Origin of the sequence: Rhizobium sp. BK316, assembly GCF_014193695.1 — a bacterium.
In the GTDB taxonomy this organism is placed as follows: domain Bacteria; phylum Pseudomonadota; class Alphaproteobacteria; order Rhizobiales; family Rhizobiaceae; genus Rhizobium.
Genome location: NZ_JACHZR010000001.1, coordinates 37,309 through 58,561, shown reverse-complemented (window position 1 = coordinate 58,561; position 21,253 = coordinate 37,309). Strand labels below are relative to the sequence as shown.

Annotated in this window: 20 protein-coding genes; 16 read left to right on the top strand and 4 right to left on the bottom strand. The window is 60.6% G+C overall.

The genetic code is table 11. The features are described from left to right. Window positions 1-2: 2 nt before the first annotated feature. From FHT87_RS00240 to FHT87_RS00220, 5 genes are all read left to right on the top strand, one after another. Window positions 3-1,844, top strand: a complete 1,842-nt coding sequence (locus FHT87_RS00240; RefSeq protein ID WP_183734126.1) for a peptide antibiotic resistance protein — start codon at window positions 3-5, stop codon at window positions 1,842-1,844. An 11-nt stretch (window positions 1,845-1,855) separates the two neighbouring features. After that, entirely contained in the window at window positions 1,856-2,074 is a 219-nt protein-coding gene (locus tag FHT87_RS00235; RefSeq protein WP_183734128.1) for a hypothetical protein, read from the top strand. Window positions 2,075-2,122: 48 nt separating this feature from the next. Next, a complete protein-coding gene (locus FHT87_RS00230) occupies window positions 2,123-3,280 on the top strand; it encodes a YcaO-like family protein (protein ID WP_183800934.1) in 1,158 nt (385 codons plus the stop codon). Continuing rightward, on the top strand, window positions 3,277-3,996 hold the full coding sequence (locus tag FHT87_RS00225) for a TfuA-like protein (RefSeq protein ID WP_183734130.1): 720 nt from the start codon (window positions 3,277-3,279) through the stop codon (window positions 3,994-3,996). Before FHT87_RS00230 ends, FHT87_RS00225 begins: the two co-directional genes overlap by 4 nt. A 63-nt stretch (window positions 3,997-4,059) precedes the next feature. Continuing rightward, on the top strand, window positions 4,060-4,341 hold the full coding sequence (locus FHT87_RS00220) for a hypothetical protein (RefSeq protein WP_183734132.1): 282 nt from the start codon (window positions 4,060-4,062) through the stop codon (window positions 4,339-4,341). A 201-nt stretch (window positions 4,342-4,542) separates the two neighbouring features. Here the strand turns inward: FHT87_RS00220 and FHT87_RS00215 are convergent, their stop codons facing one another. Next, the gene (locus tag FHT87_RS00215) at window positions 4,543-5,574 is read right to left on the bottom strand and encodes a LacI family DNA-binding transcriptional regulator (RefSeq protein WP_183734134.1); all 1,032 of its coding nucleotides are present in this window, start codon (window positions 5,572-5,574) and stop codon (window positions 4,543-4,545) included. A gap of 281 nt (window positions 5,575-5,855) precedes the next feature. Between FHT87_RS00215 and FHT87_RS00210 the strand changes: the two genes are divergently transcribed. The 6 genes from FHT87_RS00210 (at window position 5,856) to FHT87_RS00185 (ending at window position 12,775) form a co-directional block, all read left to right on the top strand. Further along, window positions 5,856-6,809, top strand: coding sequence for a sugar phosphate isomerase/epimerase (locus FHT87_RS00210; protein ID WP_183734136.1), 954 nt, complete (start codon window positions 5,856-5,858; stop codon window positions 6,807-6,809). A 55-nt stretch (window positions 6,810-6,864) separates the two neighbouring features. Then, entirely contained in the window at window positions 6,865-8,094 is a 1,230-nt protein-coding gene (locus FHT87_RS00205; protein WP_183798508.1) for an ABC transporter substrate-binding protein, read from the top strand. A gap of 73 nt (window positions 8,095-8,167) precedes the next feature. Further along, window positions 8,168-9,058 (top strand): sugar ABC transporter permease, encoded by an 891-nt coding sequence (locus FHT87_RS00200; protein ID WP_183798505.1) that lies wholly within the window; start codon window positions 8,168-8,170, stop codon window positions 9,056-9,058. After that, window positions 9,055-9,933, top strand: coding sequence for a carbohydrate ABC transporter permease (locus FHT87_RS00195; RefSeq protein ID WP_183798503.1), 879 nt, complete (start codon window positions 9,055-9,057; stop codon window positions 9,931-9,933). The genes FHT87_RS00200 and FHT87_RS00195 overlap by 4 nt, the downstream gene beginning before the upstream one ends. A gap of 4 nt (window positions 9,934-9,937) precedes the next feature. Further along, on the top strand, window positions 9,938-11,017 hold the full coding sequence (gene ugpC / locus FHT87_RS00190; RefSeq protein WP_183798500.1) for a sn-glycerol-3-phosphate ABC transporter ATP-binding protein UgpC: 1,080 nt from the start codon (window positions 9,938-9,940) through the stop codon (window positions 11,015-11,017). 72 nt (window positions 11,018-11,089) lie between these two features. Further along, complete coding sequence (locus FHT87_RS00185; protein ID WP_183798497.1) at window positions 11,090-12,775, top strand: GMC family oxidoreductase; 1,686 nt, start codon at window positions 11,090-11,092, stop codon at window positions 12,773-12,775. Between the two features lie 18 nt (window positions 12,776-12,793). On the opposite strand, the gene FHT87_RS00180 is transcribed toward FHT87_RS00185, so the two are convergent. After that, the gene (locus FHT87_RS00180; RefSeq protein WP_183798494.1) at window positions 12,794-14,122 is read right to left on the bottom strand and encodes an aminotransferase class I/II-fold pyridoxal phosphate-dependent enzyme; all 1,329 of its coding nucleotides are present in this window, start codon (window positions 14,120-14,122) and stop codon (window positions 12,794-12,796) included. Window positions 14,123-14,222: 100 nt separating this feature from the next. Between FHT87_RS00180 and FHT87_RS00175 the strand changes: the two genes are divergently transcribed. The 5 genes from FHT87_RS00175 to FHT87_RS00155 all read left to right on the top strand — a co-directional run bounded on the left by FHT87_RS00175 (window position 14,223) and on the right by FHT87_RS00155 (window position 19,114). Continuing rightward, window positions 14,223-15,194 carry a nitrate ABC transporter substrate-binding protein gene (locus FHT87_RS00175; protein ID WP_183798490.1) on the top strand — a complete coding sequence of 324 codons (972 nt, stop codon included), beginning with the start codon at window positions 14,223-14,225 and terminating at the stop codon, window positions 15,192-15,194. A gap of 47 nt (window positions 15,195-15,241) precedes the next feature. Further along, the gene (locus FHT87_RS00170) at window positions 15,242-16,132 is read left to right on the top strand and encodes an ABC transporter substrate-binding protein (RefSeq protein ID WP_183734151.1); all 891 of its coding nucleotides are present in this window, start codon (window positions 15,242-15,244) and stop codon (window positions 16,130-16,132) included. Then, entirely contained in the window at window positions 16,129-17,070 is a 942-nt protein-coding gene (locus tag FHT87_RS00165; RefSeq protein ID WP_183798487.1) for an amino acid ABC transporter permease, read from the top strand. The genes FHT87_RS00170 and FHT87_RS00165 overlap by 4 nt, the downstream gene beginning before the upstream one ends. After that, a complete protein-coding gene (locus tag FHT87_RS00160) occupies window positions 17,067-17,846 on the top strand; it encodes an amino acid ABC transporter ATP-binding protein (protein WP_183734155.1) in 780 nt (259 codons plus the stop codon). Before FHT87_RS00165 ends, FHT87_RS00160 begins: the two co-directional genes overlap by 4 nt. A gap of 86 nt (window positions 17,847-17,932) precedes the next feature. Further along, window positions 17,933-19,114, top strand: coding sequence for a M20 aminoacylase family protein (locus FHT87_RS00155; protein WP_183798484.1), 1,182 nt, complete (start codon window positions 17,933-17,935; stop codon window positions 19,112-19,114). Between the two features lie 68 nt (window positions 19,115-19,182). Here FHT87_RS00155 and FHT87_RS00150 read toward each other — a convergent pair whose 3' ends face one another. Continuing rightward, entirely contained in the window at window positions 19,183-20,406 is a 1,224-nt protein-coding gene (locus FHT87_RS00150) for a GTP-binding protein (protein ID WP_183800931.1), read from the bottom strand. A 51-nt stretch (window positions 20,407-20,457) separates the two neighbouring features. Then, window positions 20,458-21,253 (bottom strand): DUF4082 domain-containing protein (locus FHT87_RS31055; protein WP_246699542.1); only part of this gene is annotated, 796 nt, incomplete at its 5' end.

Sequence of the window (21,253 nt, the reverse complement as noted above, 5' to 3'; positions counted from 1 at the left end):
TCGTGATTCATCTCCAGACCTTTGGCGAGTTGCGACTGACAGATGGCCTGGGCGCGCCCATCCGCTATCCGGTCAAGGCTCTGGTGATGCTGGCCTATCTGTGTTGCTCGCCGGATCATCAGCGCAGCCGACAAGAGCTTGCGCGGTTCTTGTGGAACGAGACCGGAGATCATCTTGCCGATCTCAATTTGCGGAAGCTGATTTCACGCATTCGCGATACAACGACCGTATCCGACGAACAGATACTGAATTTCGGGCCGCCTTTCGTCACCCTGAACAAGGCCGCCATATCGGTCGATCTCGACATATTGCGAACGAAAAAGCAGCCAGTGGCGCAACTGGCCGTCGTCAGCGACCTTGTGCAACGTGGCTTCATTCCCGGTCTCAGCGCATCAACCAAGGCGATCGATGGATGGATCGAGCGCGAACGGCAGCTGCATGTGCTCACCCTGAGGGATATCTTCGTCAGGGCTGCGGATCATATTCGCGATGATGAGGAACGTCGCCTTCTGCGCCGCTCGGGACTTCAACTTCTTGAAACCTTTCCCAACGACGAGCAGATCCGCTCCATCCTTCGCGGCACGGCGGATGATCATTCGCAAAGCCACCTGCGGGCGACGCGATCCGTGGCAGTCGCAAGCAGCCGCATCGCGGAGCAACAAGACACCACCCTGCCGCAGATCATAACCGCGACACCAGCGCCACGGCTTGTTCTCTTGCCTCCAGGCGCACCGGCCTTGACGCGGCAGGCGGCAATTGCCGACGCCCTTATCGAGGATGTCACGATAGAGCTCTGCGCGCTACGCAACATATCCGTCGTCGCACCCCATACAGCCGAGCAGATCCGCCGCGACTCCGACAAGGCCACGATCGTTCAACGGCATTCGATTTCCTACCTCCTGGACACACGGCTTTCTGGAGAAGGGCTTTATGCGCAACTCATTTATTTCCCGACCGACGAGATTTTGTGGGCAGCCCGATTTGAAATGGCCGTCGAGACGCTGCCGACGCAAAGGCGCTTGATCGCCCAGAAACTTGCCGACGCCGTTTCGGGACAATTGAGGCGAAACGAAAGCATTCGCCTTCGCAACGAGGCTGACCCGCAAGCCTATCATGCCTATCTCGTCGGCGCCGGCCTGCTCACCAAGCTTAGCCTGCCGGATATCCGGCGTGCACGGAAATCCTTCAAGCGCGCACTGCATTTTTCTTCGGACTATGCCCCTGCTTTCACAGGCCTGTCGCGGACATTCACCAGCGAGTGGCTGTTGACCACGCAAGGCGATCCCGCCCTGCTGAAGCTTGCGGAAGATCAGGCGCTCCGGGCGATAGAAAGAGATTCAGAATCGGCAGCCGGGCATCGAGAACTCGGAGTGACGAAGCTCTACCAGGGTGCTGTCGATGACAGTGTTGCGGCACTTGAGCTCGCCGAAAGCCTCAGCCCGCATTATGCCGACGTCATCTACAGCCATGCGGATACGCTGGTCCATGCGTCGCGGCCGCAAGATGCGCTCGAGAAAATCAAGAAAGCGATCTCACTCAATCCGATCGCACCCGACGCCTATCTCTGGTGCGCGGCCGGGGCGAGCTACTTCCTTGAACGCTACGAGGAGGCGCTCGCCTATGTCGATCAAATGAAAGACAAGGCACCGGCCTACCGCATCGCGGCAGCCAGCTGCGCGATGATCGGCGATCGAAAACGGGCACAGTTTTATCGGCAACGCGCCGAAATGCTCAACCCTGCTTTCGAGGTCGAGAAATGGCTCGCCTTGGTGCCCTTCAAGGAGCAGTGGCAAAAAGAGCTTTACCGGGACGGTCTTTTCAAGGCCGGATTTTCAAAAACCTAACGGAGAATATGATGGCAAAAGTTGTTGTATTGGGTGTATCGGGCGACAAGGGACTTTGGCTGGTGGACATTGACGCGGGAACTGTGACACCACTGCAGGTGCCAGCAGGCACCGACCTGGCCGCAGCCGTCAAGCAGCGAGAGGCCGGCGGCACATTGATCAAGAATGTCGATTTCGCGGTCGCCGTCTCGTCAGCGCAGACGGTTTTCTCCGGCCACGTGGATGGCTGAAGGCGAGCGACGCTGACCGGTCATTCCGATCCTTATTCTGACCGAACGATTGCGCCGCGGGACACGTTGTCCCGTGTCGCTCTTTATTTAGAGGCGATGGGCATCACGCGCCTGTCACGACAGACCGATCTCGATTGTGTCGGTCTTCCGGTCTGGTGCGCCTATACGCCGAACTCCCGCTCCATTGTCATCGCCCAAGGCAAGGGACTTGAGGATATCGACGCCAAAGTCTCGGCGGCGATGGAGGCCCTGGAACGTGCGGTGGCGGGCGACCCCATCACCGTCACCACGGTGTCGTCGGCACGAGACCTCAGACGCCGGGGCGATCGCGCCGAACCGCTCGATTGCCTAATCGCAAGCGGCGAACAGGTCGTGGGCGAAGACGAGGAATTGGCCTGGAGCCTGGCAACCGAGTTGCTGCACGACCAGCCGATCCATGTTCCGCAGGATGCCGCCGTCCTCGACCGAACGAGACATAACCGTTTCTGGATGTCGTCTGATGGACTTGCCTCGGGCAATACCCTGGAGGAGGCAATGTTTCATGGCATCCTGGAGCGCATCGAGCGCGATGCCCACGTCCTGTGGCAGATCGTCAGCGATGCCAAGCGTGATGCATGCTGTGTCGATCCGAGAAGTTTTGCCGACGCCGCGCTTACAGGCCTGATCGACAGGATCGAGGCGGCCGGGCTTGTCGTGAAACTTTTCGACATCACGAGCGATATCGGTATTCCCTGCTATACCGCGCTCGTCGCCCCATCAGCGGTCAACAGCAAGGCGCCGCTCCGGTTCGTTGAGGTCACCGGAGGAAGCGGCGCTCATCCCTGGGCCGTGCGGGCGGCAATCCGAGCCGTGACGGAAGCGCTTCAGTCGAGACTGACCTATATCAGCGGCGCCCGTGACGATGTCTGGCCTGAATTGTTCACGACGCCTCTTCCGGCGCAGACCCGTAGCGCCTTTCTTGCCGTCCCCGCGCCGGTATCTGCGGCCGCCATCACAAGACCAGCAGGGAACATATCGGTCCTGTTGCACGAACTGCTGACGAGATTTCGCGCCAGCGGAATCGGCTCAGTGATTGCCCTCCCCCTGACGCCTGCGAACCTACCATTTTCGGTAGTGAAGATGTTCATACCCGATCTTGAGAACCCCGAGGGCAACAGGCTCCATTGTTTCGGCCAACGTGCCCTTGCAAGGGCGATGCGCTGGTGAAGGTCGTTTTTATCGGCCCGAGTTTGCCGGATGCGGCAAGCCACGCCTCAGGCGACATCGTTCTCCGGCCACCTGCTGTTCAGGGCGATGTGTTAAGAGCGGTGGAAGATGGCGCCAACGTCATAGGCTTGGTTGACGGCGGCTTTGAAAATACCGCGCCGGTTTGGCATAAGGAAATCCTCTTTGCGCTCTCGCTCGATGTCACGGTGCTGGGCGCCGCCAGCATGGGCGCCTTGCGTGCCGCCGAATGCCAAGCGTTTGGCATGATCGGCGTTGGACGGATTTTCAACGACTATGTCAGCGGAACCATCGTCGACGACGCCGATGTCGCGCTTCTGCACGAGCCGATGGAGCTGGGCGGCAATGCACTGACCGTGCCAATGGTCAATGTGAGAAGCACTTTGGACGAGATGGAGCGACTGCAGTTCTTCGATAAAGCCTTTCGCCTGGCTCTCGAACAAACCGCTGCAAACCTCTTCTTCAAGAAGAGAAGCTGGGCTCTCATCGTTCGCGCATGTGCGGCAATACCGGCGTCCCAGAAGCAGTATTGGCTGGATATGCTGAAGGCCCGCACGGTCGATCAGAAGCGGATCGATGCTCTGGCGCTTCTCGAAGCTGTGAGCGGCGCAGCTAATCAGCGCGTGTCCAGAAATCGCCATTGGGAATTCAGGAAAACCACGCTTTGGTCAGAACAACTAGCCCGCTCAAAGGCTTAGATCCCATTGCACCCATAAAGTGTTTCACGCGTTTTTCACGCACTTTAGTACCGAACTGTCCCTATGGTCATCTACGCAATCTGGAGAATTGATATGACGGTCATAGGGTCGGGAAAGCTTCAGCACGCAGCGGCGGCAGATATGGATAATCTTGACGAGCTGGTGGCTTTGGCTCGAATGATCACCTATGCAAGGGCGCTAGCGGAAGATTTGAAGATCGAACTCGGCGCTCAGTCTCTCGACCTGGCCTTGACGGCGGTTACGCGGGAGCTGCGCAGGGCGACGGATGCAGATCTTCCCGGTCTGGAACCGCTGCTCGCGGACGTGAATATCGAGCTGCACTGATCGGTGCTGCGGCTGGTGTCTCAATCGCTGTTCATGGCTAACGCCAGAGCGACCAGCTTGCCGGCATCCGGGATGGCGCCCTCACGTGCCAAAGGCAGGAAAAGGCTTGACGAAAATCTCTGCCTGGGCCGCCCGATCTGTAGCTCAGCCGAAGCCCGGTCGCGCTTAGTGGTCAGGATGCGTCTTCCTGTCAAAGTAAGCTCATGTCGCAAACTTTGAGTTCACTCCGATACTTTCACGGCGAATGAACCGGCTCGGAATCACAACGCGCAGTTCCCGCATCTCATCCGACTTTTCCATCCTGGCAATCAGGAATTCTGTCGCGGTCTCTCCGAGAGCCTCCATGGGTTGCTTGATCGTCGAGAGCGGGGGCGCGCAATATTCGCAGACCGGAGACCCGTCGAACGAAACGATCGACAGGTCTTCAGGCACACGCCATCCCATCTTCTGAACCTTGCTCATGAAGGAGATTGCCATATCGTCGCTCGTCGCCACGACGGCGGTCGGCTTTTCATCGAGCCTTGCAAAGTCTTCGGCCGCCTGCAGACCCGTCTCGAAACCGAACTGGAAGGTGAACTGTCCACCTGAGCGCGTTACATGCTGTTCGGAGAGTCCTGCCTCGTGCAGGGCTTCGAGAAGACCGGCATAGCGTTCGATGTCGTGATAGTTTCCCGTCGGACCGGCGATGTAGAAGAAGCGGCGGTGCCCGAGCGCCAGAAGCTCCCGGCCCGCCTCTTTCACAGCCTGCCTGTCATTGGTGATGATGCTTGGAACAGAAGTGTCGCTCATGTCGAGCAAAAGCGAGACGATCGGCAGCCCCGCCTCGGCAAGCGACCTGTTGGCGACCACCGGCAACTGCGACGACAGGATCAGCGCCCCCCTCACCGTCCCTCCGAAGGCAAGATCGAGGATATGCCGCTCGGAACTTTCGTCGCGGTCGAGGTTGGCGATCATCAGATTATAGCCATTGCGGATGACCGTGCGATTTACAGCCTCCAGAACCTGGGGGATGATCTGGGACGCGCCGTAATGCAGCGAGCCCGGCAAGATGATCATGATTACGTTGGATTTGCCGATGCGCAGGTTGCGGGCCGCGGCATTGGGCGTGTAGCCAAGCTGTTCGGCTGCCGCTGCAATCCTTGCCCTGGTCTTTTCGTTGACTCGCCCTGGATTGGCCAGAGCACGACTGACGGTGGACGTCGCCACACCGGCAAGGCGCGCGACGTCGGCCATCAAGGCAGATGATCCCTCTGTGGATAGGCTCTCTACAGTTTTCTTCATCATTCCATCCACTTAGCCCAGCGCAACCGAACCCTGTTCGGCTCGCGAGTCCCGTTATAGCAAACGATTGCCAAAAACTCGAAGAAAAGCGTTGCATATTTTATCGGCTTGACTAATATCCAGGCATGGCAATCGATTGCCAATTGCCAATACATTGAATTCTCTGAATAAAATTCGACGTGGGAGGTGCCTCTCGTGACGGATGAGCTATGTCTGAATGGAGGGACTGAATAATGGCCGTGAGCGATAATCTGCGTTTTGGTGTCGACCTGGTCACCTTCTTCCATCCGGGCTTCTGGGGCGTCGACAGCTATGACGCAATCGTCGAACATGCGAAGGATCAGCCACGGCAGTTCTGGGACAAGATCCTCGACAGCGTACAAGCCTCGGGCGTGACCGGCGTCGAGCTCACCTTCTCCCCCTTCAACTGGCAGGACGCGATCAAGACCTACGGGTCTGTGGGGGCATTCAGCGCCGAGCTTTCCGCTCGCGGACTTCAACTGGCTTCCGGCTTCTTCGCGGAGTTGGAGGCTTCCGGCGATTTTACCGAGGCTGCCGCACAGGCAGCCATCATCGCCAAGGCCGAACAATATGCCGATTTCATCAAGGCCTGCGGCGGCGACGTCATGGTCATTGGTGTGCCAATGCGCCAGACACCGGGCGAAGAGCCAGTGCATTTTCGCGATTTCGACCAAGCCAAGGTCATCGCCGATTTCCTGAATCGGCTAGGTGCCATCCTTTACAAGAAGGGCGTCAAGCTCGCCGTGCATACGGAAGCACATTCCATCTTTGCCGCTGCCCGCGACGTCGATCTTCTGATGCTGCTGACGGACCCGTCTTACGTACATATGTGCCCGGACACGGCTCATATCATTCTCGAGGGCTCCGATCCGATCCAGCTCGTCGATCGACACCATGAGCGCGTCATCATCGCCCACTGGAAGGATGCGATCGGCAAAATGCCGGCCGACACGCCGATCGGCGCAGACATCCACGAGCGCCACCGTCCCTTCTTCTGTGGTTTCGGCCTTGGTCGCGTCGACTGGCCGGCCTGGATCCGCCTGCTTCGCGATCGCCAGTTCAGCGGCTGGGCAATCCTGGAACTCGACGCCGCAGCCGATCCCGTCGGCGACATCGCCAATGGCCTGACACTCGTACGGCAGGCGCTGCTGCCGATCTATCGCTAACCGATCCTTGCAACCAAACGGCTCCGCAAAGAGGGCCTATTCAAGAGGTGGAACAATGAAGAGAATGACGATGCTGCTTGCCGGCACAATCCTGCTTGGCGCTGCCGGCCTTGCCAATGCTGACGACAAACTGAAGGCCGAGGTCTTCACCTCCTGGACATCGGGTGGCGAAGGCCGCGCCGTCGACGCCATCAAGAAGGAATTCGAAAAGCGCGGCGGCGTATGGGAGAGCTCCACGATTGCAGGCTTCGAAAATGCCAATGCCGCATTCCAGAACCGCCTCGTCGCCGGCGATCCCCCGACGGCCAAGCAAGTCGTCGTTGGTAAGGACCCGGCCGAATTCATCGAGCAGGGCCTGATGAACCCGATGGATGACGTGGCGGCAGCCGGCAAGTGGAAGGATGCGCTTCCAAAGGCGCTCTATGATTACATCACCTATGACGGCAAAGTTTATCTGACGCCGACCGGTATCCACGGTGAAAGCTGGATGTTCTATTCCAAGGACGCCTTTAGCAAAGCCGCGATCACCGAAGAGCCCAAAGACTGGGACGCCTTCTTCGCCGACATGGACAAGCTGAAGGCCGCGGGCCTGACGCCCATTGCCTGGGGCGGCCAAGGCTGGCAGGAGGTGAAGGTGTTCAACATGGTGCTCCTGTCCCAGGTGGGCATGGACGGCTTCATGAAGATCTATGCTGAAAAGGATCAGGCAGCCCTGACCTCCGACGGTGTCAAGAAGGCGCTCGAGATCTTCGGCAAGATGCGCACATACGTCGACGAAGGCTCTGCCGGCCGCAACTGGAACGACGCGACCGCCATGGTCATCACCGGCAAGGCCGGCGTGCAGTTCATGGGCGATTGGGCCAAGGGCGAGTTCACGGCAGCCGGCAAAGTCGCCGACAAGGATTTTGGCTGCGCCATTTCCCCCGCCTCCCCTGGCCTCATTTATATCGCGGACGCCTTCGGCTACCTGAAGACGAACGATGCCAACCAGGACGCAGCGCAAAAGCTGCTGGCCGAGGTCGTCATGGACCCCGCAGTTCAGGTCGAGTTCTCGCTCAACAAGGGCTCGATCCCCGCCCGCATCGATGTCGACAAGTCCAAATTCGACGCCTGCACCCAGAAAGGCATGGCCTTCATGGCCGACGGCAAGATCGTTCCCGAACACGCCATCACCACGACGCCGGAGCAGGTGGGCGCTCTGACAGACTTCATCGGCGAGTACTGGGCCAATCCGTCCGCCGATATCGATGCATCGGTCGCGCAGTTCGCGGCGATCTTCGAGTAAGATCGACAAGCCTGTCGCCTGCCCCGCAACACCGGTGCAGGCGGCTTTCGAAGCCTCTTGCAAAGACGCTCTGATGAAACGGAAGCATAACCGCTCTAAGGCGGCGCTCATCGCTCTCATCCCGACCTGGGCTGCGGTGGTCGTCGTCTATCTCGGCACCATGGTCTGGTCGGTGACCCTCTCCTTCACCAATTCGCGGCTGTTCCCATCGTGGAATTTCGTTGGGTTCGAACAATATTCCAAGCTGTTTCAGACCGCCAAATGGCTGGTCTCCTTCCAGAACCTGATCATCTTCGGCGTGCTTTACGTCTTCGGCTGCCTGTTTGTCGGCTTCCTGCTTGCCGCCGCTCTCGATCGCAAGGTGCGCTTCGAAAGCGCCTTCCGGACGATCTTTCTCTATCCCTATGCCATGTCCTTCGTCGTCACCGGCCTGATCTGGCAATGGATGATGAACCCGACGCTCGGTGTGCAGGCCAGCGTGCGTGCGCTTGGCTGGCAGAGTTTCACCTTCGACTGGATCATCAACCGGGACCTTGCGATCTATGCGGTGGTGATCGCGGCCCTCTGGCAGGGTGCCGGCCTCGTCATGATCCTTGTGCTGGCCGGCATGCGCGGCATCGATGGCGAGCAGTGGCGCGCAGCCCGCATCGACGGCATTCCTGTCTGGCGCACCTATGTTTCGATCATCCTGCCGCAACTGACGCCAGCATTTGCGGCGGCCGGCACGCTGCTCTCCATGGGCGTGATCAAGACCTACGATATCGTCGTGGCGCTCACCAATGGCGGGCCGGGATCGGCGACCGAGGTACCCGCGAAATTCATCATGGACAATCTGTTCCAGCGCCAGAATCTCGGCCTTGCGACGGCCGCGGCGACGATCCTGCTTCTGACCGTGCTGATCATCGTCGCGCCCTTCCGCTATGCCCAACATATCCGCGCCCGGCGGCAGGCAGGTACGCTATGACCCATCCTCGTGGCCCCAGGCCGACGCAGATCACCGTAGCGCGCATCGGCCTTTATGCCTTTCTCATCTCCGCTGCGCTGTTCTTCGCCGTGCCGCTTTACGTGATGATCGTCACGTCGCTGAAGACCATGGACGAGATTCGGCTGGGACAGATCTTCGCGCTGCCACTGCGCCTGGATTTTACCGCCTGGCAGACGGCCTGGGCCGGCGCCTGTGCCGGCAGCGAATGCACCGGCGTGCGCATGGGTTTCCTGAATTCGGTGAAGATCACCGTGCCAGCTGTCGTGATCTCCGTGCTGATCGGCGCGGTCAACGGCTATGCACTGTCCTTCTGGCGCCCGAAGGCAGGACGACTGATGTTCGGCCTGCTGATGGCCGGGGCGCTCGTGCCCTACCAGATCTTTCTCTATCCGCTGGTGCGGGCCATGGCGGTGATGGGCTTCTACAACAGCCTTGGCGGCATCATTCTCGTGCATGTGCTGTTCGGTCTGCCGCTGGTGACGCTGCTCTTCCGCAACTACTTCGTCACCATCCCGGAAGAGCTTTTCAAGGCAGCGCGCGTCGATGGCGCCGGCTTCTGGCGGATCTTCATCGAGATCATGCTGCCAATGGCGCTTCCGATGATCGTCGTCGCCTCGATGTTCCAGTTCACGGGCATCTGGAACGACTTCCTGCTCGGCGTCGTCTTTGCCGGACGCGACAATCTGCCGATGACCGTACAGCTCAACAACATCGTCAACACGACGATGGGCGAGCGCAACTACAACGTCAACATGGCGGCCACCATCCTCACTGCCATCATTCCGCTCGCCATCTATTTCCTGTCCGGACGCTGGTTCGTCCGCGGGATCGCGGCCGGCGCCGTCAAGGGATAAGCCGATGCATTCTGCTGTTTCCATCAAAGACCTGAAGATCAGCTATGGCGACCATACGGTGATCGAGCAAATGTCGCTCGATATCGCGCCGAAGGAATTCCTCGTCCTGCTCGGTCCGTCCGGCTGCGGCAAGTCGACACTGCTGAACGCGATCGCCGGTCTTTCCGACATCACCGACGGAGAAATCTGGATCTCGGGAGAAAACGTTACCTGGGAAGAGCCGAAGGATCGCGGCATCGGCATGGTGTTTCAGTCCTATGCGCTCTATCCGCGCATGACGGTGCGCAAGAACCTCTCCTTCGGCCTCAGGGTCGCGGGCCTGCCGAAGCCGGAGATCGACAGCCGGGTCGAGCGGGCGGCATCGCTTCTCCATCTTGAAAAGCTGCTCGACCGCCGCCCGGCCGAGCTTTCCGGCGGCCAGCGCCAGCGTGTCGCGATCGGCCGCGCGCTGGTACGCGAAGTCGACGTCTTCCTGTTCGACGAACCACTGTCGAACCTCGATGCCAAACTACGCAACGAACTGCGCGTCGAGATCAAGAAGCTGCACCAGCAGCTCGGCAACACGATGATCTACGTCACCCATGACCAAGTGGAGGCACTGACCCTTGCCGACCGCATTGCCATCATGAAGGACGGCGTGATCCAGCAGTTGGGCACGCCTGCAGCGATTTATCATCGGCCGGTCAACCTCTTCGTAGCCGGCTTCATCGGTGCCCCCTCGATGAATTTCATCCAGGGCAGCATCGAACGGGACGGCGACAAGGTGCTGTTTAAGGCGGGCGATCTTGTCCTCGATATGACCGACTACGGCTTCGCTTCTGCGCCGAAACCAGGGCCTGCAACGCTTGGCGTGCGTCCGGAGCATCTCGGCATTCGCCCGGATGCCGGGGACGCCGCGCTTCTGGCAACCGTCTCAGTCCTGGAGCCGATGGGCTCCGATACGATCGTCTGGCTCACCTGGAAAGACACGACCCTGTCGCTGCGCGTGATGGGCGATCTCGGGCTCCAGCCGGACGATGTCATCGGCATCGGTCTTGATCTCTCCAAGGCATCTCTTTTCGGAGAGGACGGCAATCGCCTCTGAGCCGTGCTCTCCCGGCAGTGGAGAGATCGCGCTGCCGCCCCATTCCATTGATGAAGTCAGGTTTTGAACGACATGTCTGAGAAAGTGTATGATGCGCTGGTGATCGGCTCCGGCGCGGCCGGCTCCTTTGCCGCCATGGAATTGACGGCCAATGGTCTATCCGTCCTGCTTCTCGAAGCCGGGCCTGAGATCGGCAAGAAAGACTTCGATCCCACGCGCAAGAAACCGTCGGCGAGCGCCATCAACATCTGGGAGCGGGTACGGGCAACCATCAGGGGCCAGCCGGTTCAGGCGCGTGCCGCCTTCTTCACCGAGCGCTTCAGCCGCTTCTTCGTCAATGACCGGAAGAACCCCTATACCACGCCGCGCGGCGAACCCTTCCTGTGGATCCGCGGCAGGCAGGCAGGCGGACGCCTGCACAGTTTCGGCCGCGTGCTGCTGCGCTGGAGCGACGACGATTTCAGGATCGAGAGCCGCAGTGGTCGCGGTGTCGACTGGCCCGTCTCCTATGACGAACTCGCACCCTTCTATGCCGAGGCAGAAAGCCATCTTGGCCTCTACGGCAACCAGGACCATGTCTCCACCTTGCCGGACGGCGTCTATTCCCGCCCCGCCAAGCTGACGCCGGCCGAAGAGCTCTTCAAGAAGACCGTCGAAAGCCAGGCGCCCGAGCGGCATGTCGTCTCCTGGCGCTATATCGCGCCGGACGCCGAACGCGTGCCGCGCCCGCTGCGCGAGGCGCTCGCAAGCGGTAATCTGACGATCCGTCACGATGCGATCGTGCGCCGCATTTCGACGGATGCGAGGACGGGCCGGGTAACGGGCGCAGAATATATCGATCGCAATTCCGGCGCCGTTCACGCTGTGCGTGCCGAAAACGTCGTCCTCTGCGCCTCGCCGATCGAAAGCGTTCGACTGCTTCTGAACTCGGCATCTTCAAAGCACCCGAACGGCCTTGGCAACAGATCGGGCACGCTCGGCCGCTACTTCATGGACCAGTTGCCTTGCCTGGCCTTCGGCACCTTCCCGCCCGCCCGTGGCTGGTCGCATGACGATTCGGCGCCGCAGGACCCATTCTACAATCCGTCAGGCGGGATCTTCGTGCCGCGCTTTGACAATGTAGAAGGAAGGACGTCGCGCGGCGACTTCGCCTATCAGGGCAGTGTCGGCCGCGCGCCGGTGGGCGACAACGAGCCGTCGAGCCTTGCCTTCTTCGGCTTCGGCCTGATGCTGCCGCATGCCGACAATCGTATTACCCTTGATGCCAGCCGCAAGGACGCCTGGGGCATTCCGGTGCCGCACATCCGCTGCACCATGCACGAGCCCGAGCAGGAGCTGATCCGCAGACAGGAAAAGACCCTGATCGACATGGTGAAAGGTGCCGGCGGCGAGCTCGACTTCATCGGATCGCCGCTTGGCCTGAGGGAAATGGGCCGTGGGGCCTTCCCGGATGCCGACCCCTTAAGCCGTTTCCTGTTCCGCAAATGGTTCCGAAAGACCATGTGCATGGGTGCGGCAATCCATGAAAGCGGCGGCGCGCGCATGGGCACCTCGCCGGAAAATTCCGTCCTCAACGGCTGGAACCAGAGCTGGGACGTGCCCAATCTTCTCGTGACCGATGCCAGCGCCTTTCCCGGTGGCGGCACAGCGGGTACGACCTTGACCGTCATGGCCCTGACCCTGCGCGCCTGCCGGAAGCTCGCCGCGCAGTACCGCGGATCTGCTGACGTCTCCAAACACCATGAAGTGCTGGAATAACTGGAGCGACACTAAAGACTAGGCCGGGCTGGCGGCGAGGGCGATCGAGTCGGCCACGTCGTTTACCCGATCGGACAATATGGCCGTCGCCACGCGAAGATGTGCGCTTGGAAGGATGGAAAATTTGGCACCAGGATGAACCGCAATACCTCGCGCCGCCAGCGTGACCATCGCGAAGGGTTCGGATGCGACCGGCACCCAGGCACACAGGCCGCTGCCATGCTGCGCCTCGATCCCACGCTCACCCAGGGCATCGACCAGATCGGCCCGACGCAGGAAATAGACCTCGCGAGAGCGTTCAAGCGAGGTTTGTGTGGCGGGATCCCGCAGGAGCCATGCGGTGGCCGCTTGAAGAATGCGGCTTGTCCAGCCGGCGCTGAAGCTGCGGTAGGACTGGATCTGTTCGACGATCGCCCGCGAGCTCGAGAGCACAGCAAGCCTCAGATCCGGACCATGCGTCTTTGAATAGGAGAGAATGTGAATGGTCCGGTCGGCAAACCGGTCGCCGAGCGAATGACGCGGAGCCGTGGAAATATCGGCGACACCGTCATCCTCGACGATCAAGGTGTCGGTACCGTCGAGAATGTCTCCAAGCCTTTGCAACCGCTCGCTGCTGACGTGCTGACCGGTTACCGAGTGAAGCCGCGGCTGGAAAATGAAGGCGACGGGCCGCAGCTTCATTGCGGCTTGGAGAGACGCAGGCAGAGGCCCTTCCCGATCGCACTGGACCGGAAGGATCTGCACGCCGCGATCCTCCAGGATATCGAGAAGCCGCATCGCGGTCGGGTCTTCGATTGCAACGGACGCGCCGGGCATGACGAGCGCCTGGATGAGCGTGTAGACCGCGTTATAGCCCCCGTTCGTCGCCAGGAACGCCTCCGGTTCGTATGGCCAGGTCTTTCGGACAATCTCTTCGAGTTCCGGAAGAATGCGGCTTCGCTCGTAGCTGTTGAGATTTTCCGCCGACGCTCCGTAGGCCATGGCTTCGGTAAGCTTCGGCAAAAGCCTGATATCCGGCACGGCCGATGTCAGATCGAGCACGTCGGCTCCATAACGGCCGGAACTGCCGAGCCGTTCGGGTTTCGCCACGAAACGATCACCGCTCACCCAGGTGCCGTTCCGTCCCTTGCCGGTAATGATTTTCTGGCGTCTCAGCTCGCTCCAGGCCTCGGAGATTGTCGCCGGGCTGATCCCCAGCGCAAAGGCGAGATCGCGGATCGGCGGCAGCTTCGTTCCGACGGGAAGTGCCCCGGCCCGGATCAAAGCACTGGTTTCAATTGCAATTCCCCGAATTGTCCGATCGGTCAATTTTTGGGCAAACCATACCGCATCGACAACATCGCTCATTTAATCACCACTTTTAATGTTCAATAACGTAATAACATTTGATCGGACAAATTTGAACATTTAATTGTTCCGAAAACAAGGTCTTTGCGAGTGAATGCCGATGCCCCTTAGCCTGCGACTTGCCCTGCGTGACTGGGACTACATGACGCCCCTGGTTCTCGGCGATGTCTCCTCTCCCAAGCTTGACATCACGGTCGACCGCGTCGGCACATTGCTCTCGCATCTCGGCAAGAGCGACCACTATGATGTCGCAGAAATGTCCTTCAGCCGCTATACGCAGCTGTGCATTGACGGCGACGAGAGCGTCGTCGGCATCCCGAACTTCATTATGCGCGGCTTCCGTCACCGCTGCGTCATCACCCGCAAGGACGGCCCTATCACCGAACTCGGCGAGCTCGCCGGAAAGCGCATCGGCGTCACCGGATGGCGCGACTCCGGAAACACCTGGACAAGAGCGGCGCTGCGCCGCGAGGGCGTCGGCGTCGAAGATGCCATGTGGTATGCGGGCCGCCTGACGGACGCGCATCCGATCGTCGATCGTCTGGACGGATTCGGCCGGCCCGGCCGTATTGAAGCGGCTCCCGGCGAGCGCCCCATGGTCGACCTGCTCAAGGAAGGCTTCCTGGACGCGATCTTCACACCTTTCATGCCTGACGGCTATTTCGGCGGAGGATCGCCGTTCCGGCAGGTCCTTTCCGACTTCAGAGGTGCTGAACGTCGATATTTCGATGATGTGGGCTATGTTCCCGGCATGCATCTGATCGGCATCAAGGCGGGCATCGTCGCTGAGAACCCGTGGGTGATCGAAGAGCTCAGCAAGCTGATCGATGAATCGCAGCAGATGTGGCTGAGCAAACGCCGCAAATACGCCGACACCTCGCCTTTCATGCTGGACGAGCTTCTGAAGTCGGCGGCCGAGCTTCCAGTCGGCTGGGAGGCTAGCGGCTTTGCGGTCAACCGCAAAATGATCGCCGACTTCGCCAGCGAGCTTCACGTCCAGGGCATCCTGCCGCAGCTGATGACGCCGGAAGACCTCTTCTCCTTCGATGTGGACGGTAGCCGCATCGGTTGAGCGCAACACGAAACGCATAAATTCAAACCAAACAGGGGAACTAAATAATGTCGATCAGGAAAATTGCATGCCTTGCTCTGACGAGCGTGGTGATCTCGGGAACGGCCTTCGCTGAAGATGCGACCCTGCCCAAGCTTTCGGTCAACGACGCACTTCATGCGCAGTTGCCCGAAGCGATCCGCACGTCCGGCAAGATGATCTCCGTCAACAATGGCTCGTTTCCTCCCTATGAAATCGTCACGGGCACCGAGATGACCGGCGCCAGCGCCGATCTGACCGATGCGCTCGGTCAGGTTCTCGGCGTCAAGATCGAGCATGAGACGGTGGGTGGCCTGCCGGCGCTGCTGGCCGGTGTCAATTCCGGTCGTTACCAGTTTGCCTTCGGTCCCGTCGGAGACTTCAAGAGCCGCGAGGAATCCAACGATTTCGTCGACTGGGTGCAGGAATTCGTGGTTTTCTCGGTGCAGAAGGGCAATCCGAAGGGCATCACCTCGCTCGATACCGCCTGCGGCAACCGCATCGCCGTCATGGCCGGCGGCTCGGCCGAAAAGGTCATCCAGGTGCAGGCCGAAAAGTGCAAGACCGATGGCAAGGGCGCGATCGAGGTGCAGTCCTTCACCGACCAGCCGAGCTCAATCCTTGCCGTCCGTTCCAAGCGGTCGGATGCCTTCTTCTCCTCCCAGGCGCCGCTCACCTATTTCGTGTCGCAGGCCAACGGCCAGCTGGAACTGACCGGTGTGGGACAGAAGAACGGCTTCGAGAACCTCTATCAGGGCGCGGTCGTCGCGAAGGGCTCGCCGCTCGGCCCCGTCCTGCGCGATGCAGTCAAGGTGCTGATGGACAATGGCACCTATGCCACGATCATGAAGAAATGGGGCCTTGAGAACAACATGATCAAGGAGCCCGGTATCAACCTCGGTGGGACGCTTCCGAAATGAGCACACAAACGCAAACACTCGCATCGCCCTCCGGCGATGCGAGAAGCCGGGACGTGGTGCATGCCCACAGGCCCTTCCCCAAGGGCCGAGTCGCGGCCTGGGGCATCACGCTTGCGATCGTCGCCTATTGGGCCTGGTCCGTCGCGCATAACGAGAATTTCGGCTGGCCGGTCGTCGCTCAATATTTCTTCGACCCGACCGTCATCAGTGGCCTTTACGTCTCGCTAGGCCTCACGGTCGTGGCAATGATCATCGGCATCGCGCTCGGCCTCGTGCTGGCTGTCGCGAGAATGTCTAGGGATCGGCTGGCAAGCTCGCTCGCCTCGCTGTTCATCTGGTTCTTTCGCGGAACCCCGCTGCTGGTGCAGCTGATCTTCTGGTACAATCTTTCAACGCTGTTTCCGACTTTGTCTCTTGGCATTCCCTTCGGCCCGACCTTCATGAGCTGGGATACGAATTCGGTGATCAGCCCGATGACGGCCGCGATCGCCGGTCTCGCGCTCAATGAGTCCGCCTATATGGCGGAAGTCATCCGCGGCGGGCTGCTTTCGGTGGACAAGGGCCAATTCGAGACGGCAGAAGCCTTCGGCATGACGCGCATTCGCGCGCTTCGCCGTATCATCATTCCGCAGGCCATGCGCTCGATCGTCCCGCCGACAGGAAACCAGCTGATCAGCATGATCAAGGCAACCTCGATCGTCAGCGTCATCGCCATGGCTGATCTCCTCTATTCGGTGCAGTCCATCTACAACCGCACATTCGAGATCGTGCCGATGCTGCTCGTCGCCGTTCTCTGGTACCTGCTCATCACGTCGGTCCTGAATATCGGCCAGACCTATATCGAGCGCTATTACAGCCGCAGCGATCGCCGCACGGGCGCCGCCAAACCGGCAAAAGAAGAAGCTGTCATGGCACAGGCAACGGAGGCAGGCGAATGAACGCGATCTCCACCATCGAGCCCCTCGTCAAGGCCCGCAATGTCCATAAGTCCTTCGCGGATCTGGAAGTGCTGAAGGGGATAGATCTCGACGTCGCGCCTGGTGAGGTCGTCGTCGTCCTTGGACCCTCCGGCTCCGGCAAGTCGACATTCCTGCGCTGTATCAACCACCTCGAATCCATCAATCAGGGTTCGATCGAGGTGGACGGCGAACAGATCGGCTACCGCCTGCACAAGGACCGGCTGCTGCAGCTGTCGAACCATGCGATCGCCCTGCAGCGGCGAAAGATCGGCATGGTGTTCCAGCAGTTCAATCTCTACCCGCATATGACCGCGCTGCAGAACATCATCGAGGCGCCGGTCGGCATCCACGGCGAAAGCCGAAAAGTCGCGACCGAAAATGCGCTGAAGCTCCTGGAACGGGTCGGGCTTTCGGCCAAGGCCGACAGCTACCCGCGCCAGCTTTCCGGCGGCCAGCAGCAGCGTGTGGCGATTGCCCGCGCGCTGGCCATCAAGCCGAAGCTGATGCTCTTCGACGAACCGACCTCGGCACTTGACCCCGAACTGGTCGGCGAGGTTCTCGCCACCATGCGGGATCTGGCAAACCAGGGTCTGACAATGATCGTCGTCACCCACGAGATCGGCTTCGCGCGGGAAGCGGCCGACCGCGTCGTCTTCATGGATGGCGGCAAGGTCGTGGAACAGGGCAGGCCGGAGGATGTAATCGGCAACCCGCAGCACCCCCGCACCAGAAGCTTCCTGTCGCGCTTCATCTAGCGCGGCGGCTCCCCATGCTCTTGCCCTGCGGGCTCGCTCTACCGTGAGCCAGCCGGCGATACCGCGCCCATGAAACTGGAATTGCCATGTCCCTCGACAATGATTTTGCCCGCCTCTCCGATTTCGAACCGATGGAAGCGGAGCTGACAGCCATCCGCCGGCATCTCCACGCCCATCCCGAGCTCTCCTTCGAAGAGGCCGAGACCGCGCGTTTCGTTGCCGAAAAGCTGGAATCCTGGGGTTATGAGGTGGCCCGCAATGTCGGCGGCCATGGCGTGGTTGCGCGCATGACGGTCGGCGCCGGAAAGAAGAGCATCGCCATCCGCGCCGATATGGATGCCCTGCCGATCACCGAGGAAACCGGTCGCCCCTATGCCAGCACGGTGGCAGGCAAGATGCATGCCTGCGGGCATGACGGCCACACGACGATCCTTCTCGGTGCCGCCGAATATCTGGCACGCACGCGCCGCTTCAACGGAACCGTCAATCTCATTTTCCAGCCGGCCGAGGAGGCGGGTGCGCTCAGCGGTGCGCCCGCCATGATTGCCGACGGGCTGTTCGAACGCTTTCCCTTCGACGTTATCTTTGGTCTGCACAATCATCCCGGCGCGCCCGAAGGCACCTGGCTGATGCGGTCGGGAGCGCTGATGGCGGCTGCCGACAGCGCCGAGATCATGATCAGGGGCAAGGGCGGCCACGCTTCGCGGCCGCACCTCACCGTCGATCCGGTGGTCGTTGCCTGCAACCTCGTCGTCAGCCTGCAGTCGGTCGTCTCCCGCAGCATCGATCCGACACAGACCGCCGTCGTCACGGTCGGGGCGATCCATGCCGGCGAGGCCGCGAACGTCATCCCCGAAAGCGCAAAACTGCTGCTCAGCATCCGCTCCTTCGATCCAAAGGTGCGCGACACGCTGGAGGCCAGGATCCGCAGGCTCACCGAAACGATTGCCGATGGTTACGACGCAACGGCGGAGATCGAATACACGCGCGGACACCCCGTGGTCGTCAATTCGGAGGCGGAAACCGAATTCGCCCGCGCGGTCGCAGAAGAGCTCGTCGGTGCCGACAAGGTAACCCTCTGCAACCTCATCCCCGGCAGTGAAGACTTCTCGCATTTCCTCGAGCACAAGCCCGGCAGCTTCCTGCGGCTCGGCAACGGTGTGGAATCGGCGATCCTGCACAGCGCCAAATACGACTTTGCCGACAAATCCCTGACGGTGGGTGCCGCGATGTGGGCGCGCTTGACCGAACGCTATCTCGACGACTGAGAGCGTTCGGCAGCAGGTAGTGAGCTACCGCCTCACTGCGTTCGTGGCGCAAACATTGCACCCCCGCGCTACCAGGCCGGGAACGGATCTTCGAGAGCTGACCAGTCGCGTGGGTCCGCGCTGGCGAGGCAGTCGTCCAATGCGGCTCGTACACCTGTCTCGTCCATCCCAACGCCAATGAACACCAGTTCTTGCCGGCGGTCGCCCCAGGCGCTGTCCCACCGGCTCTGCAGGTGCTGATGAAACTGCTGATGGCTCGGCCAGTCTTGCCGCGGAACGGCCGCCCACCAGAGCCCCATCGGTTCGCAGCGCCGTTGTACCCCGGCAGCCGACATCAGACCCACATGACGCGGGCGCGTGGCAAGCCAGAAATGGCCCTTGGCGCGCAGCACCCCTGGCCAGGGCTCGTCCAGGAACGCGCGAAACCGCTTGGGGTCGAAGGGACGCCTCGTGCGGTAGACAAAGCTCGATACCCCGTATTCCTCCGTCTCCGGAACATGTTGGCCCGGGCTGTACAATTCCTTATGCCACAAAGGATGCGCGGCCGCCTTTTCTTCGTCGAAGAGACCGGTATCGAGGACAGTTGCCAGAGAAACCCTGCCGAGATCCGTCTCCACCTGACGCGCATCCGGGTTGAGAGACGCGACTATCTTGCGGATCTCCGCGCGGACTTCTTCCGTCGCGTCCGAGATCTTGTTGATCACGACGACATCGGCAAACTCGATCTGGTCGACCAGCAGATCGATGAGGGTGCGCCGGTCTTCACCGTCGCGTTGCAGGCCACGGTCGGCAAGTAGATCGACGCTACTGTAGTCGGCTAACAGGTTCGCGGCATCGACCACAGTGACCATCGTGTCGAGTCTGGCAAAATCGGAGAGCGAAACGCCGTTTTCGTCACAGAAAGAAAAAGTTGCCGCAATCGGGCGGGGCTCGGCGATACCCGTCCCTTCGATCAGCAGATAGTCGTATCGCCCCTCTTCGGCCAGTCGCCGCACTTCCGTCAGCAGGTCGTTGCGCAGGGTACAGCAGATGCAGCCATTGCTGAGCTCAACCAGTGTCTCCGTCGTATGCGACAGGTTGCAGCCGCCATCTCGAATGAGACTGGCGTCGATATTCACTTCGCTCATATCGTTGATGATGACGGCGACCCGCAGACCCTCGCGATTGTTCAGGACGTGGCTGAGAAGCGTCGTCTTGCCGGCTCCCAGAAAGCCGGCGAGCACTGTTACCGGGAGCCGATCGATCTTGGTTGTCGGCATCCTTTTGATATGGCCCTCCGCCGCGAGCGGCATTTGCTTCATCTTGGCCTCATTCGAAACCCGCCCCTGACCTCGTCCGATGCTTCACGCCGCGAGCTGCGGCCGGAAGACCACATCGGCATAGTAGTTGGCTGAATCATAGGTACTGGTCGGGAAGAGCCCCGTAGTAGCCGATCCGCCATATGCATAGACGCCGTTGCCACCGGCGGCGGCACTGGACAGTGCCGACAGCGGACCGTTGCTGACACCGTTGGTGAAGAAACCATCGGTCGCCACATAGGCACCGGTCGTGTGGTAGGAGGCGACATAGGTGGTGTTGGCGGTGATGGTGACGGGTGTTGCGAAGTTCACCGTCTGCCAGCCGCTTGCCGTGGTGTTGGTGAAGGTGGCGGTGGCGAGCTTGGTGCCCGTGGAGGTCCACAGGTCGACGACGTTCTGGCCGTTGTCGTTGGCGCTGCGATAGAACTTGATGCCGGTAATGTCGCCGGCAACGTTCGACTGGAACTTGACGCCGAGCTCAAGCTGCTGACCGTCATTGAGGTTCGTCTGGGCCGGCGTGCTGGAGGCGGAAAACAGGCTGTAGGTCACAGGCGCTGTCGCGGCGACGATGCTGAAGGTCTCGTTGGCGGCCAGACCGCCGAGATCGGTTGCCGTGACCTTGACGCCATAGGTCCCGGCGGTCGTCGGGGTGCCGGAGAAGGTCCGCGTCGAAGCGTTGAAGCTCAGCCAGGCCGGAAGTGCCGTGCCATCGGCAGCCGTTGCCGAATAGGTCAGCGTCTCGCCACTGTCGACATCGGTGAAGGTGGTCGTCGGCAGCGTGAAGGAGAAGGCCGAGCCGACGGTGGCGTTCTGGCTGGCCGTCTGGACGGCAAGAACCGGT